Source organism: Micromonospora inyonensis (genome assembly GCF_900091415.1).
Lineage (GTDB): Bacteria > Actinomycetota > Actinomycetes > Mycobacteriales > Micromonosporaceae > Micromonospora > Micromonospora inyonensis.
Window position 1 is genome coordinate 1,001,862 of sequence record NZ_FMHU01000001.1, and the last position, 14,388, is coordinate 1,016,249.

Genomic DNA, 14,388 nt, shown 5'->3' on the forward strand with positions numbered 1-14,388 from the left:
ATGGTGGCGAGGGCCCCGGCACGGATCGCGGCACTCCTCCTCGCCGTCGGCGTACTCGCGATGGCCACGATCGTCTGGCCCGCGGTCGGCGCGACGGCGGCCCCACCCCCGGCGGCCCAGGCCCGCGCCGACCTCTGCACCACGCAGGAGTGGCAGGCCGACTTCCGCGCCTGCGTAGCGAAGCTGCAGGACGTGACCGAGGCACGGGCGGAATGCCTCTCGCCACCGACACCTGGCACGCCCGACGCTGGCCTGGCCGGCTGGTTCGCCAGTGCCCCAAGCGCTGATACCGGTAGTGGCATAGTCGGGCGTTACAGCCTGTACGGCTACGCGGGTTACGGCTACACCACCTACGACGTGGACGGCGGATGTGCATCCAGCATCCTCCACCCGGATTACAAATTCACCACGACGGTTGCGAACGGCGAGTTCATGATCGCGACAGCGATCATTGGAGCATCCAATGCTCTGCGGGAGCGGGCCTGGGGGCCACAGGCCATGTGGGGCTGGGCCGACCCGTTAGTGGAACAGGCCACCAAGGCCGTCTACCAGAAGGTGTTCAGCGTCTTCGGAATCGTCACCCTCTGCGTGGTCGGGCTCTACCTGCTCTGGCGGTCCCGACAGTCGGACATGAGCAACGCGATGACCACGGCCGGTTGGGCGCTGCTGGTAATGGTGACGGTGACCGCGCTGGCCGCCTGGCCGGTGAAATCGGCCAGTATCGCTGACGGCACCCTGGTCACGACACTGGCTGTCGTCCATGACGCGGTAGGGCCGCAATCGAAGGAACCCGCTCCGGGACGCTGCATCGACCCCGATCCGAACAGGTGCAAGGATCTTCGTTCACCGGCCGTGCGGGCCAGTGACACCGCAACTGACACGATGCTCTACCGCAACTGGTTGCGAGGTTTGCTCGGATCAGCAGACAGCGAGACGGCCAAGAAGTACGGACCGGCCTTGTACGACGCCCGCTCGCTGACGTGGGGGGAAGCCCAGTCCATGCGGGCGAACCCCGACACTCGCACCTCAATCATCGAAGCCAAAAAGCAGCAATGGATGAAGGTCGCTGAGCAGATCAAGAAGGAGGACCCGGAGGCCTACGAGTACCTCCAGGGGATCCGCGACATGGACCGGGTGGGCGCGGGCTTCATCGCGGTGCTCGCCGCCGCCCTCTTCGCCATGTTCGACCTGATCGCCTCCCTGCTGGTCCTCCTCGGCTTCCTGCTCTTCCGGTGGGCGGTGATCGCGGCGCCGATCCTCGGCACCATCGGTCTGATGCGTCCGGCGAGCGCGGGTCTCCGACGTCTCGGCAACGCTGTCGTCGCAGCGGTGTTCAACATCGCCATCTTCGGCACCGGCGCGGCCATCTATCTCTTCGCGGTCGACCTGATCATGAACACGCCCACCCTGCCCGGCTGGCTCCAGGTGGTTCTGGTCTGGCTCTGCGGTGTGGTGGGCTGGCTGCTGCTGCGGCCGTACCGACGGATCACCCAACTCGGCGGCGGGAAGGAGAGCGGCGAGGCGTCCGGCCCCGGTGGTTCCTGGCATCGCCGGTTCTTCCGGGACATGCGTACGGCCGCCCGGCTGGAGGAGGCCGAGACCGGCCACCGTGCGGACTCGGCACCGGGCCAGAAACGGGGAGCAGTGGTCGAGCAGACCCGGCTCCGGCCGGAGTCACGCCGGGAGGACCCCGCGCACGGCCCGACGCGCACCGACACCCTCGCGGTCGCCGGAACGGAACCACGGGAACGCCCGGACGGTCGCGAACGCGCGGACGAGACGGTGGCCCGGGACGAGCCGCGTCGTACCGAGCGGACCACCACGCCGCCGCGTCCCCGCCGGGCACAGACCACCTGGACGGAGCCGGACGTGCCGGAGGAGAGCCCTTCCTTCGTGATCTACCGCCCCGGCTCGACGGAGCGCACCCCCGCTCCCACCCCGCAGGCTCCTCGGGTACGTACCGAGGCGAGGTGAGGACGTGCGACGGGCGATCGAGTTCCTTTTCACCCGGGTGCTCCGGTCCCGAATCGGCGTGGCGCTGGGCATCGGCATCCTGGTTCTCGGGGTAATCGGAGCGGCTCGGCTGGTCTCCGGCCCGGTCGACCCGTCCACCGGGCTCAGTAACCGACCGGACCGGCCGATCACCACGGTCGACCCGAATGCGGGAGACGACGGTGCGATCGCCACGGCCGCACCGCCCTCCCCGGTCACCCGCCCCGGCGCCCCGAGACCGGAGGAAGTCGCCGACCGTTTCGTCAGAGCGTGGCTCGGCGGTCGCGACATGACCAGCGAGGAGTGGCTGGCGACGATCCGGCCGCTCGCCACACCCGTTCTGGTTGAGAAGTTGACCGGAGCGGACCCGGCCGGAGTACCGGCGGAACGGACCACCGGTCCGACCACCCTCCGGCCACGGACCGAGTCGTTCGTCGAGGCACTGGTTCCCCTAAACACCGGACAGCTGCGGCTGGAACTCGTGGCACCGGAGGGACGCTGGCTGGTTGACGTCGTGGACTGGGAGCGGGCATGAGTTGCCCTGTGTCAAGCCGCCACTTGATGATCTTGTTTGAGCAGGTGTTGGAGGGCTCGGTGGCGGTCCGGGTCGTAGGGGGTGTTGGTGGTCCAGCACTTCCAGATGATGTCCAGCCAGGCGCGGGCCAGGATACGGACCGCGTGGGGATGGTCGTGGCCGCGGGCTCGGGCTCGTTGGTAGAGGTCGGCGGCCCAGGGGTTGGCGTGGCGGCTGTCACCGGCAAAGTCGCAGACGGCGTCGCGCAGTTGTTTGTCCACGGCCCAGCGGAAGGTCACGATGCGGACTTTGCCGGATTCGCGGGTCGAGGGTGCGACGCCGGCGAGGCAGGCCAGGGACGCCGGGGTGGGGAACCGGCCGCGGGCGTCGCCGATCTCGGCGAGCAGCCGGGCGGCGCGGACGGTGCCGGAGCGGGGCAGGCTGGTGAAGATGTCCCGGTCGGGGTGCAGGTCGAGGGCTTCGGTGATCTGCTGGTTCAGGGCGTCGATCTGGGCCACGATGGCGGCCAGGGTGGCGAGGTAGGCGCGGGTGATGCCGGCCAGGGTCTGTCCGTAGTTTCCGGTGGCGCCGCGAGGCGCGGCGTTGATGCGGGCGTGCAGCACGGCTGGGTCGGTGCGGCCGCAGTAGCTCGCGCTCTTCAGCCAGGCGGCCAGGCGCTTGGGCGACAGCCAGTCCAGGGCATCCTGGGTGGTGAACCGGGTCAGGAACTGCCGGCTGATCGACGAGTCGATCTCGTTGAACAGCTCGACAGTGGCCGGCAGCGTCGTGGCCAGGTGGGCGCGCAGCTGGTTGGCGACCGCGATGCGGTGGGCGACCAGGTCTTTGCGAGCGCGGCACAGCTTGCGCAGCCCGGTGGTTGTCTCGCTGTCCAGCACGAGCGGGGTCAGCCGGCGCCGGTCGGTGCGGACGGTGTCGGCCAGGACGTAGGCGTCAAACCGGTCGTCCTTGTTCCCGGCCGAGCCGTACCGTCGGCGCAGTGCCTTGACCTGCGAGGGTGGGATCACGTACACGGTCGTGTCGGCGGCCAGCAACGCATCTACGATCGGCCCGTCCGGACGTTCGATGCCGACCGCGTCCACCCGATGCCGGTCAAGCAGATCGATCAGCCGTCTCAGGCCGGTCCTGGTGTATTTCAGCGCCAGCCGCTCCAGCGGCTCACCGTCGGCGTCGACCACGCAGACCGCGTAGTCGTCCTTGGCCCAGTCCACCCCGGCCGAGTTGCCTCGCGCCGGCACGGCGGTGTCGGTCACACTCATAGTTGCCTCTCCGCTGCGCTACCAGTGGGGAAGCACCTGGCGGTTCCGGGACACCACTGCCGGTCGCTCATTGAGCGGCGCTCGATGGCGCATAGCCCTGTTGCCAGTCGGGGTGTCCCGGGCCGCCGGGCCTCGCAGAACTCATGCTGGACCTCGAAGGTCGAGCGAGCTGGGCGATGGCCCGACGGTCACCGGTGCACTCGAACCAACCTCAGCTCGAGTGAGACAAGGGTGCACCAATGAGCGACACCACCCGGAAGGCCTCGCCCCGACGGCAGGTGCGCGTCGGGGCACTGGCAGCAGCGTTGACCGCATCGATGGCGTTGCTCTGCTGCACGGGCGGAGCCGGCGCGTTCTTCCTCACCGAACTCGGTGGCGAGACCGATCAGATGATCAATGCGGGGGCGTTGAACTGTGGTACCGAGAACACCGTCGACGTGACCGGAGACATGCCCCGGTTCACCGAGTACGGCGAGCGGCAGCTCCGTAACGCGGCCATCATCATCAAGGTCGGACAGGACATGGAGCTACCCCCACGGGCCTGGGTGATCGCCGTCGCCACCGCCATGCAGGAGTCCGGGCTCCGGAACCTGGCCAACAGTACGGTGGCGGGTTCCAACGACATCCCCAATGAGGGGGTCGGCTGGGACCACGACTCGCTGGGCCTGTTCCAGCAACGTGCCGGATGGGGCACGGTCCGTCAGCGGATGGATCCCGCCTACGCCGCCCGGAAGTTCTACGAGAAGCTGGTCAAGGTCGACAACTGGCAGCAGCTCCCGCTGACGGTGGCGGCCCAGAAGGTACAGATCAGCGCCTTCCCGGACGCGTACGCCAAGCACGAGGAACTGGCCAGCAGGATCGTGGACGCGCTGGCCGGCGGAGCTGCCCGGACGGTCCAGATCTCCGGGAGGAAGGTCTGCGATGCGGCGGCGGGCGGTGAGATCGCCGCGTCGGGTTGGACGGCGCCCATCCCCGGCGGGGTCGGTTCGGGATTCCGCACTGCGGAGCGGCCCAAGCACAACGGCGTGGACATCGCCGCCCCCAAGGAGACCAAGATCCGCGCTGCCGCCAGCGGACGGGTCCTGGTCGCCAGGTGCGACCCCGACAACCGGGAGCGGCTCAGCTGCGACGAGGACGGCTGGCCGAACAAGGGCGGCTGCGGTTGGTTCGTCGACATGCTGCACGCCGGCGGCTACATCACCCGTTACTGCCACATGCTCCACAAGCCTCTCGTCGTTCCCGGGCAGATGGTCGAGGCGGGCGAGGTCATCGGGGAGGTGGGCAGCAGCGGCAACTCCTCCGGTCCGCACCTGCACTACGAGGTGCACGTCAACGAGGACCGGAGCAGTCGCGGCGCCATCAACCCGGTGCCGTTCATGAAGGAGCGGGGTGCCCCGCTGAAAGGCGCGGCGTGAGGGGTCGGGTCCCATGACCGGTCCACTCCCAGACCCCTTCGCCGGTCAACCCGACTGGGCCCCGCTTCCGCCCCGGCCGATCCGGTTGGCGCCCGCTACCGGGCTGGTCGATCTACGCGGACGGCGGGTCGTGATCGGGCTGCCCGGCACGGGGTGGCGCGGGGACCTCCGCGCCGATCAGCGGGTGGTGCAGAACAGTCGGACGTACGTTCCGGTGATTCCCGAGAACGAGTGGTACCGAGCTGAGTCCGAGCAGGTGGAGGTATTCGCGCCGCTGGTTCCGGTGGAACGGGTCTGGGTGGAGACCCTGGGAATCCGCCCCACAGCCGATACCCCACGCGACCCGACACCGCGCATGGTCTCGCTGGATGGGCCGTCGCGTCGGCCGCCGACTCCGGTCTTCGAGGCCGATGCGGTAACGGGCCGACGGGTCGTCCACGTGGTCGGTCCAGCCGAACGCCGTGATCTACGCGCCGTCACCGAGCCTTACTCCGGCCCTGACTGGGACATCTGTGTACGGGTGACCGCCGAACTGGACTGGTACCGCTGGGCTTGGCGCGGCCTGCCCCCGACCACCCTCGAGGTGCCCGTCCACCTGCTCTGGATCGAGTAGACCGGTTCAGGACAACTCGGCGCGGCAGACGCGCCAGCCGTCATGTTCCCGCAACTCGAAGCGCCACCCATCGGTAAGGCTCTGTTGGATACCATCGATGGATGCGCTTCTCCTGACCACCGCTGTCACCAGCGCATCCGAGGGTCCGTCCTTGGAGACAACAACCCCTTCGACATTGATTGAGAAGGTCACTCCAAGTTCTCGCTCACGGTTGACAATCTGGTCCCGGAACCGCCCGATAGGAGCCAGGCCCGCAGAATCCTCACAGGCGTGTTCCCTGGCTCGTGCGTCGTTTCGGTCGACCAGAAATGCCTGTAGGTAGTTCACCACTACGACTCCCGGCGACGTTCGGTCCGGGGCGCTGGCGCGGCTGTAGAGGACGTAGACGGTGACGGCCGCGCTCAGACAGACCACGGCAAGTACGACACCCGCCACCGTCAGGGCCGTCCGCAGCCGACGGCGCGGCGGCACCGGAACCGGCTGGGCCGGGGGTGGCGCCAGATCCTCCTGCGGGGCCCGCTGCGCCGGTACGCGGGACACCTGGGAACCGGCGGGGGGCTGCACTGATTCCACCCCCTGAGGCTATCGGCTGGACGCCTCGTACCCAATGCCCCGGAAGCCGGCGATCTTCACCTGACTCGTCCCGCTTCGCCGGATCGACACGGTTCGCGATCTCGCTGCGCGCACCGCCGTCGCACATCCCGGACCGCCACCCCGACCTGGGATACCGTCTCTGCTCGGGGAGGTTCGACCGGCCTCGGGAAGAGAGGTGGACGGGTGGCCAACATCAAGGGGCCCGCCAGCCGTGCCGCCGCCCTGCACCGACGGGCCGCCGCAACCACGGCCGCCGCCGCCACCATCCTGGACGACACCCGTCCGGTCCCCGCCGATCAACGTCGACAGTACGAACTGGCCGACCGGCTCCGCCGGGCGGCGGAGGCGTTGGCACCAGGCTGGGCAGGTGCCGCACTGGACTCGCTCACCCCGGACGTACCGCCCGGTGACGAGGTGCCCCCTTTCGTCCGGGTCGGTACCGCCGCCCCGCTCGACGACGCGCGTTTTCCCGCGCTGGTGCCCCTGCCGGGCACCGGCCACCTGGTCATCGACACCGACGTCAGTGACCCGCGCGTCGCAGGTCTCCTCCGTGCCGTTCTGCTCCGGCTGCTGGCTGCCTCGCCTGCCGGTTCCCTACTGGTTCGCGCAGTCGACGGCGCCACCGGCACACCGCCCCACGTGTCGGCTACGGCACCTGCCGGAACACCGCCCCGCGTGTCGGCCAGGGCATCCACCGCAGCCACAGCGGACACGCTGGCCACCGGAACGCCCGGAGCGACATCACACCCGCCCGCCGAGGGGCGACCCGGGCCGACGGCCGATCCGCGCGTCACCGGGGGGCCCGGACCGACGGCCGACGGATCCGCCGACGACGGCCCCCCGGCACCCACCGAGTCCGCCGACGGCAGGGCCCGGGCGTCGACGGGGCCCGAAGGAGACAGCGCCCCGGCGCCTGTCGACCCGGCCGGCGGCAGTACCCGAGCACCGAGTGGCTCCAGTGGCATCCCGACGCCGGTCGACTCCGGCGGCACAGGAACGGTCGCGGAGCGGACCAGCCAGACCTTCGCCGGCTTCGCCCCGCTCGCCGATGCCGGTCTGCTGCCACCACCCGCCACGGATCCCGCCGGCCTGCGGGCGGTGCTCAGCGAGGCCGAGCAGTGGGTGGCCTCCGGTACTGCCCGGCAACGCCGGCACGACCGCACCATGCTGCTGGTGATCGCCGCACTGCCGCCGGGAGTCGAGTCGCACGACCTGGCGCGGATCGAGGCACTGGCGCGGTGCGGCCACCGTGCCGGCCTGCACCTGGTCGTCGCCGGTTGGCCCCCCTCGGCGGCCGGTCACCCACCGCTGGCGAGCGCCACCAACACCAACACCAACGGGGACGGCACGACGCGGTCCCGCGCACCCGGCCCGGCCATCGTCCCCACCGCACCGGACGCGGGCCGCACCGGGGCCGCGACCCTGCCGCACGCGACGGAGATCGCGATCCGCAACGCGTACGCCCTGCTGGGCGACCCGCCCGGCACCTCGTTCGCCAGCCCCGGCGCGGATCCGCCGACGGGTCTGAACTCTCCGGTCCTCGTCGAGGACGACCCGCCGGCCGGGTTGGTCGAGGCGGTCTGCCGCCGGCTGGCCCGACGGGTGGCCGCCGGTGCACAGCTCACACTCGCCACCCTCCTTCCCCCCGCCGACGCGCCCCGCTGGGAGACGAGTTCCGCGACCGGCCTCGCCACGGTGGTAGGCGACGCGGACGGACGGACGGTGACCCTCGGCCTCACCGAGCTGACCCCGCACTGGCTGATCAGCGGGCGGGCGGGCAGCGGACGGGCGGACTTCCTGACCAACGTGCTGTTCGGCCTGGCCGCCCGGTACGGACCGGACGAGCTGATCATGCACCTGGTGGACCTGGCCGACGGCGAGTCGTTCACCGAGTTTCTCCAGACCCGGCGGGACCGGTCGTGGGTGCCGCAGGTCGCGACGGCCGCGCTCGCGGCCGACCGGGAGTACGTGCAGTCACTCTTCGGCCACCTCGAAGCGGAACTGCGTCGGCGCGAGGAGGCCGGACACCGCGCCGGTGGGCAGCGCTTCGTCGAACTGCGCCAGCACCAAACCCTGCCCCGGATCGTCTGCGTGATCGACAACGTGTCGCTGCTGTTCCGGGACGGCCGCCCCGGACACCGCCCGGGGCAGCGTGACCGGCTCGGCGTCGACCTGGCCGGACGGTTGGAGACCCTGGCCCGCGCCGGTCGGGCGTACGGGATCCACCTGGTCCTGGCCGGGGAGGGTGACCTCGGTCTCGCCGCCGGAGCCGCCTCCCGGGACTCCGTGCTCGGCCAGTTCCCGGTACGGGTGGCGTTACCGGGCGGCGGCGCGGTGCTCGAGCCGACCAACGACGCCGCCGCCGGTCTGGCGGTGGGCAGCGCGGTGGTCAACACCGCGGGCGGGCTCGGCGGCCCGCGCGGGGCAACCCGGGGGCACGAGCGGATGGTGCGTTTCCCGGATCCGCTCGACGATCCGGCCTCGCTCGCCGCGCTGCGGCGCGACCTCTGGGCAGCCCGGCCCGCCGGGTCGTCCCCACCCGTGGTCTTCGCCGGTTACGCCCGACCGGTGCTGCGTAACGACCCCTGCTACCGGGCCGCCGAGGCCGGGCGGGCCCGCACGCCGGCCGCGTTGCTCGGTCGGGCGGTGGACGTGTCCCGTTCGACGGTGTCGGTGCCGCTCGTCCCGGTGGCCGGTCGCAACCTGGTGGTCCTCGGCACCGGCCCGGAGTCCGCGTCGTTGCTGGCGAGCATTGTCCGGAGTGTCGCCGCGCACCACGGGTCGGGCAGCGCCCGGTTCGTCGTCGCCGCGCTGACCAGGAACGCGGGGGACGTCGCCGCCGCTCTCGCCGCCGAGCTGGCCGCCCGACACACCGTCGAGACGGTCGACCTGTCCGGCCTGCTCGCCGTCCTGGACGACGAGCACCCCGGCTACCTGGTGCTGTTCGGGGCGGACGGTCCGGGCGGGGTGCCGGACGGGCCGCTGCGTGCCCTGCTGCGGGACGGCCCACCCACCGGACGGCACGTGCTGGGCTGGTGGCGTTCGGCGTCGGCCTTCGGTGCGCTGCTCGATCCGGATGACGGGGTCGGCAAGGTGGCGTCGGTGGTGGTGGTCGACGTGCCCGCCAACCAGCTGACACCGATCGTCGGGCGCCCGGTGCAGTGGTCACCCCGGCCCGGACGGGCGCTGCTCTGGGACGGCTCGGACGGGTCGGGCACGGTCCTGGTCCCGTTCGCCACCGACGGGGACGGGGAAGCGGGATGACCGAGGTCAGGAGCACGCCGACGCAGCGGGTCGCGCCGGAGGAGCCGCCCCCCTCCGATCCGGTCGCCGCCGCGTGGACCGACTATCTCGCCGCCGCGCGGCAGCTCGACGGGGTACGACGTGGCGCGGCCACCGCCGCGGGCGAGCAGGCCCGGTCGGTCCAGGCCGCCCGGGAGGAGCTGACCGTGGTACGGGCCCGCCTGGCGGCCCAGCAGTCCCGCCTCCGCGAACGGGGCGTACCGACGATGGCGCTGGTGCCGTCCCCGCCCGAGGTCACGGTTGCGGCCCGGTCGATGGCGGCCGGGCCGGCGGCGGTGCTGACGGCGCTGCGGACCGCCCGGGAGTACGCGGACGCCGCCGACGGCGTGCTCGACGCGCGTGGGTGGGTGGCGGTCGTCGGGGTCTGGCGCGCTTCCCGGCCGGAGGGCTGGCCGGACCGGCTGCGGAACCTTCTGGTCTACGGGCCGGTGGCGGTGCTGGGGCCGCTGCTCCAGGTCGTCCTCGTGCTGACCGGTTCCGGGGCACGGATCGCACTGGCGGTGCTGCTCGGCCTGGTGCTGCCGGCGGTGGCGTTCGCGGTGGGCTGGGTGGGCGTGGGCCGCTTCTTCCGTCCGGGTCCGGACGGACGACTGGATCGCACCCCCCGCTTCGGCGTACTGGTGTGCGGGGTCCCGGCGGCGCTGTGCACCGCCGGGATCCTGGTGGCCGTGCTGACCGGTTGAGTCGTGGCGCGGCCCTCGGTCAGCGGCGGATGATCAGGGCCATCGCCTCGGCGCGGGACTTCGCGTCGCGCTGGAGGGTGCCGCGCACCGCAGAGGTGATCGTCTCCGCGCCGGACTTCTGGATGCCCCGCATCGCCATGCACATGTGCTCGCATTCGAGCACCACGATGACGCCACGCGGAGCGAGCCGCTCCATCAGCAGGTCGGCGATCTGCGAGGTGAGCCGTTCCTGCACCTGCGGCCTGCGGGCGAAGACCTCGACCAACCGGGCCAGCTTCGACAATCCGGTGATCCGCCCGTCCGGGCCGGGAATGTAGCCGATGTGCGCGCTGCCCCGGAAGGGGAGCAGGTGGTGCTCGCAGAGGCTCATCACGTCGATGTCCCGGACGAGCACCAGCTCCTCGTGGTTGGCCTCGAAGGTGGTGGTGAGCACCTTCTTCGGGTCGACCCGGAGGCCGGCGAAGAGTTCGGCGTACGCGCGGGCGACCCGGGCGGGGGTCTGGAGCAGTCCGTCGCGGTCGGGGTCCTCCCCGACCGCGATCAGGATCTCGCGTACCGCCTTCTCGATCCGGCCGAGGTCGACGGCGTTCTCCACCGGGAGGCCGGTGAGCTTGCCGTTGATCAGGCGGGCGGCGAGGTAGTCCAGTGCCTCGTCACCGTCGGGCTCGGTGGACGAGGCGGCCAGCGCAGGATCGTCCTGGCTGGCCGCCTGTTCGCGCGGGTTCAGTGGGTACCGTCCGAGCTGTTCGCGGAGCCGCCGAGGTTGTGCGGGGCGGTGCCGAGGTTGTTCGGGGAGGCGCCCAGGTTGTTCGGCGAGGTGCCGCCGCCGACCGCGGCCCGGACACCGTCCGCCTCGGCCTGCGCCTTCAGCGCGTCCTGCTCGGCGGGGGTGAGCACGGGCGGCTCGGTGGAGGGCTGCCGCTTGCCGAAGCCGTTGTACGGCGCCATCGGCGGACGCTTCACCACCCGGTGACAGATCCGGGCCATGTCGGCGGTGGAGAGGGTCTCCTTCTCGATCAGCTCGAGGACCATGGCGTCCAGGACGTCCCGGTACTCGACCAGGATCTCCCAGGCCTCGTCGTGCGCCAGCTCGATCAGTGCCCGCATCTCGCTGTCGATCTCGGCGGCCACCGCGTCCGAGTAGTCCCGCTCGTGGCCCATGTTGCGCCCGAGGAACGGCTCGTCACCACTGGTGCCGTACTTGATGGCACCGAGCTTCGAACTCATGCCGTACTGCGTGATCATCGCGCGGGCGAGCTGGGTGGCCTTCTCGATGTCGTTGCCGGCACCGGTGGTCGGCTCGTGGAAGACCAGCTCCTCGGCAGCCCGGCCGCCGAGTGCGTAGGCGAGCGTGTCGATCATCTCGGCGCGGGTCTGGGTGTACTTGTCTTCGGTGGGCAGCACCAGGGTGTGCCCCAGCGTCCGGCCGCGGGACAGGATCGTCACCTTGTGCACCGGAGCGGCGTGCGGCAACGCCCAGGCGACCAGCGCGTGCCCACCCTCGTGGTACGCGGTGATCTTTTTCTCCTGGTCGCCCATCACCCGGGTCCGCCGCTGCGGACCGGCGATGACCCGGTCGATCGACTCCTCGAGCGAGTCGTTCGTGATCGCCCGCTCCTCCTTGCGCGCGGTGAGCAGGGCGGCCTCGTTGATGACGTTGGCCAGGTCGGCGCCGCTGAAGCCGGGGGTCCGGCGGGCGACCGAGTCGAGGTCGACGTCGGGCGTGAAGGGCTTGCCCTTGGCGTGCACCCGGAGGATCGCCTTGCGTCCCTCCATGTCGGGCGCGTCCACCGGGATCTGCCGGTCGAACCGGCCCGGACGCAGCAGTGCCGGGTCGAGGATGTCCGGCCGGTTGGTGGCGGCGATCAGGATGACGCCGCCCTTGGTGTCGAAGCCGTCCATCTCGACGAGGAGCTGGTTGAGCGTCTGCTCGCGTTCGTCGTGACCGCCACCCATGCCGGCACCACGGTGCCGGCCGACCGCGTCGATCTCGTCGACGAAGACGATCGCCGGGGCGTTCGCCTTGGCCTGCTCGAAGAGGTCACGGACGCGGCTGGCACCGACACCGACGAACATCTCGACGAAGTCGGAACCGGAGATCGAGTAGAACGGCACCCCGGCCTCACCGGCGACGGCGCGGGCGAGCAGCGTCTTACCCGTACCGGGAGGCCCGAACAGGAGCACGCCCTTGGGGATCTTGGCACCGAGGGCCTGGTACTTCGTCGGGTTCTGCAGGAAGTCCTTGATCTCGTGCAGCTCCTCGACGGCCTCCTCGGCCCCGGCCACGTCCCCGAACGTGGTCTTCGGGGTGTCCTTGGTGATCATCTTCGCCTTGGACTTGCCGAAGTTGAGCACCCGGGAGCCGCCACCCTGCATCTGCGACATGAAGAACAGCAGCAGGAGCACGAGCAGGGCGATCGGAAGCAGGTTCACCAGCAGGGTGACCAGGACGCTGTCCGACGACACCTCGGTGTCGGCCGGACCGGTGACCCGGTTGGCCGCCTTGGCCGCGAGGACCTGCTCCCAGACGCGGTCGCCGACCTCGTACGGGAACTGCGCCTCGATCTTGTCGGTGGTGGTGTCACCGAACTTGGCCTTGTCCTTCAGGTCGATCCGGAGCGTCTGCTCCTTGTCCTGGAAGACGACCTTGTCGATCTGCGCGGTGTTGAGCCGGTCGAGTGCGACCGACGTGTCGACCTTGTGGTAGCTCGGGCCACCGGTGAACAACTGACTGAGCAGAATCGCGCCGGCGATCACCAGGATGATCCAGACCACCGGGCGGCGGAAGAAACGCGTACGTTCCATACTGTTGTCGAGCGCCGAGGCGCCCGGACCCTCCTGATCGACGTCCTGACCGTCTGATGGCTATTCGCCGCCGAGGCGGCGGCCGGAGCCGCCGTTCTTCGGGCTGGCCTCGACCCCGAGACGCTAATCGCCGCGTCGCGGTCATTCGACGGTACACCGTGCGGACAACGAGCGAGCTCGCGAGGGCCGCAGTCGCGCACCGCCGGCATGACTCGGCGTGACCGACGGCTCCGTCAGCTCCTCACCATCCACCCGGGTCCCGGGCGAGAGCCGGCGTGACGTCGGCACCGCTCCCGGTCGCCGACCGGTGGTCGACGGCCCGGTCGCGGGACTGCTCCCACGCCACCGGACCACCACGGTAGTCCCGATACCTGGGAGCGCGCTGTACGTCCACTCGATGTCCACCGATATCGCCTGCGCTGCGGGCAGCGGCGGCGGCCACCGGCGACGGGGTCGACCACCGGGGCGGGGCCGACCCGGGACGGTCAGGAGCGGGCGTAGACCTGGGGCTTGAGTACGCCCACGTAGGGCAGCTCGCGGTAACGCTCGCCGAAGTCGAGGCCGTAGCCGACGACGAACTCGGTCGGGATGTCGAAGCCGACGTACTTCACCGGAACCTCGACCTTGACCGCGTCGGGCTTGCGGAACAGCGCCACGACCTCGACGCTCGCGGCCGAACGCGACTCCAGGTAGCGCAGCAGCCAGGAGAGGGTGAGGCCGGAGTCGACGATGTCCTCGACCACCACCACGTGCCGGCCGGCGATGTCGCGGTCGAGGTCCTTGAGGATCCGGACCACACCGGACGAGGTGGTGCCCTGGCCGTACGAGGAGACGGCCATGAACTCCAGCTCGGCGGGGGGACCGTGCCGCCCGAGCGCCCGGGCGAAGTCGGCCATGAACATGACCGCGCCCTTGAGCACGCAGACCAGCAGCAGCCCGTCCTCGACGTCGGCGTAGTCCGCCGAGACCTGCTTGGCCAGCTCAGCGGTCTTCTCGCGGATCTGCGCCTCGGAAATGATCACGTGGTCGATGTCGGCGTCGTACCAGGAGCCGTCAGCCATGCCCCCTAGCCTGCCGTACGCCGCTCGGTCGCCGTCGGCGGGGCCGCCCTTTTCGCGCGTCCCCGCCGACGCCCCGGCACCGGCGCCGTCCGACCCGTCCGACTGGGCCGATCCGGCCCTCACCCCGACCC

The 14,388-nt window shown here is 70.9% G+C and carries 11 protein-coding genes; 6 read left to right on the forward strand and 5 right to left on the reverse strand.

Annotated features, from left to right (window positions below; translation table 11 throughout):
* The first annotated feature begins 3 nt into the window (after positions 1-3).
* Both GA0074694_RS04510 and GA0074694_RS04515 read left to right on the forward strand, forming a co-directional pair.
* The gene (locus GA0074694_RS04510; protein WP_091458655.1) at positions 4-1,974 is read left to right on the forward strand and encodes a hypothetical protein; all 1,971 of its coding nucleotides are present in this window, start codon (positions 4-6) and stop codon (positions 1,972-1,974) included.
* Positions 1,975-1,978: 4 nt separating this feature from the next.
* A complete protein-coding gene (locus GA0074694_RS04515; protein WP_091452875.1) occupies positions 1,979-2,527 on the forward strand; it encodes a hypothetical protein in 549 nt (182 codons plus the stop codon).
* Positions 2,528-2,538: 11 nt separating this feature from the next.
* On the opposite strand, the gene GA0074694_RS04520 is transcribed toward GA0074694_RS04515, so the two are convergent.
* The gene (locus GA0074694_RS04520) at positions 2,539-3,783 is read right to left on the reverse strand and encodes an IS110 family RNA-guided transposase (protein WP_091452879.1); all 1,245 of its coding nucleotides are present in this window, start codon (positions 3,781-3,783) and stop codon (positions 2,539-2,541) included.
* 239 nt (positions 3,784-4,022) lie between these two features.
* Between GA0074694_RS04520 and GA0074694_RS04525 the strand changes: the two genes are divergently transcribed.
* A complete protein-coding gene (locus GA0074694_RS04525) occupies positions 4,023-5,198 on the forward strand; it encodes a M23 family metallopeptidase (RefSeq protein ID WP_091452882.1) in 1,176 nt (391 codons plus the stop codon).
* A 13-nt stretch (positions 5,199-5,211) separates the two neighbouring features.
* Positions 5,212-5,811, forward strand: a complete 600-nt coding sequence (locus GA0074694_RS04530) for a hypothetical protein (RefSeq protein WP_091452885.1) — start codon at positions 5,212-5,214, stop codon at positions 5,809-5,811.
* Between the two features lie 6 nt (positions 5,812-5,817).
* On the opposite strand, the gene GA0074694_RS32570 is transcribed toward GA0074694_RS04530, so the two are convergent.
* Positions 5,818-6,138, reverse strand: coding sequence for a hypothetical protein (locus GA0074694_RS32570; RefSeq protein WP_245714538.1), 321 nt, complete (start codon positions 6,136-6,138; stop codon positions 5,818-5,820).
* A gap of 450 nt (positions 6,139-6,588) precedes the next feature.
* On the opposite strand from GA0074694_RS32570, the gene GA0074694_RS04540 reads away from it, so the two are divergent.
* Together GA0074694_RS04540 and GA0074694_RS04545 are read left to right on the forward strand one after the other, a co-directional pair.
* Positions 6,589-9,669 (forward strand): FtsK/SpoIIIE domain-containing protein, encoded by a 3,081-nt coding sequence (locus GA0074694_RS04540; protein WP_245714539.1) that lies wholly within the window; start codon positions 6,589-6,591, stop codon positions 9,667-9,669.
* Entirely contained in the window at positions 9,597-10,391 is a 795-nt protein-coding gene (locus tag GA0074694_RS04545) for a hypothetical protein (RefSeq protein WP_425413602.1), read from the forward strand. Before GA0074694_RS04540 ends, GA0074694_RS04545 begins: the two co-directional genes overlap by 73 nt.
* Before the next feature lie 19 nt (positions 10,392-10,410).
* On the opposite strand, the gene folE is transcribed toward GA0074694_RS04545, so the two are convergent.
* The 3 genes from folE to hpt form a co-directional block, all read right to left on the reverse strand.
* Positions 10,411-11,076 (reverse strand): GTP cyclohydrolase I FolE, encoded by a 666-nt coding sequence (gene folE, locus GA0074694_RS04550; protein ID WP_091452896.1) that lies wholly within the window; start codon positions 11,074-11,076, stop codon positions 10,411-10,413.
* A 38-nt stretch (positions 11,077-11,114) separates the two neighbouring features.
* Positions 11,115-13,196, reverse strand: coding sequence for an ATP-dependent zinc metalloprotease FtsH (ftsH, locus tag GA0074694_RS04555; RefSeq protein ID WP_245714540.1), 2,082 nt, complete (start codon positions 13,194-13,196; stop codon positions 11,115-11,117).
* Between the two features lie 485 nt (positions 13,197-13,681).
* On the reverse strand, positions 13,682-14,257 hold the full coding sequence (hpt, locus tag GA0074694_RS04560; protein ID WP_088981737.1) for a hypoxanthine phosphoribosyltransferase: 576 nt from the start codon (positions 14,255-14,257) through the stop codon (positions 13,682-13,684).
* Positions 14,258-14,388 lie beyond the last annotated feature (131 nt).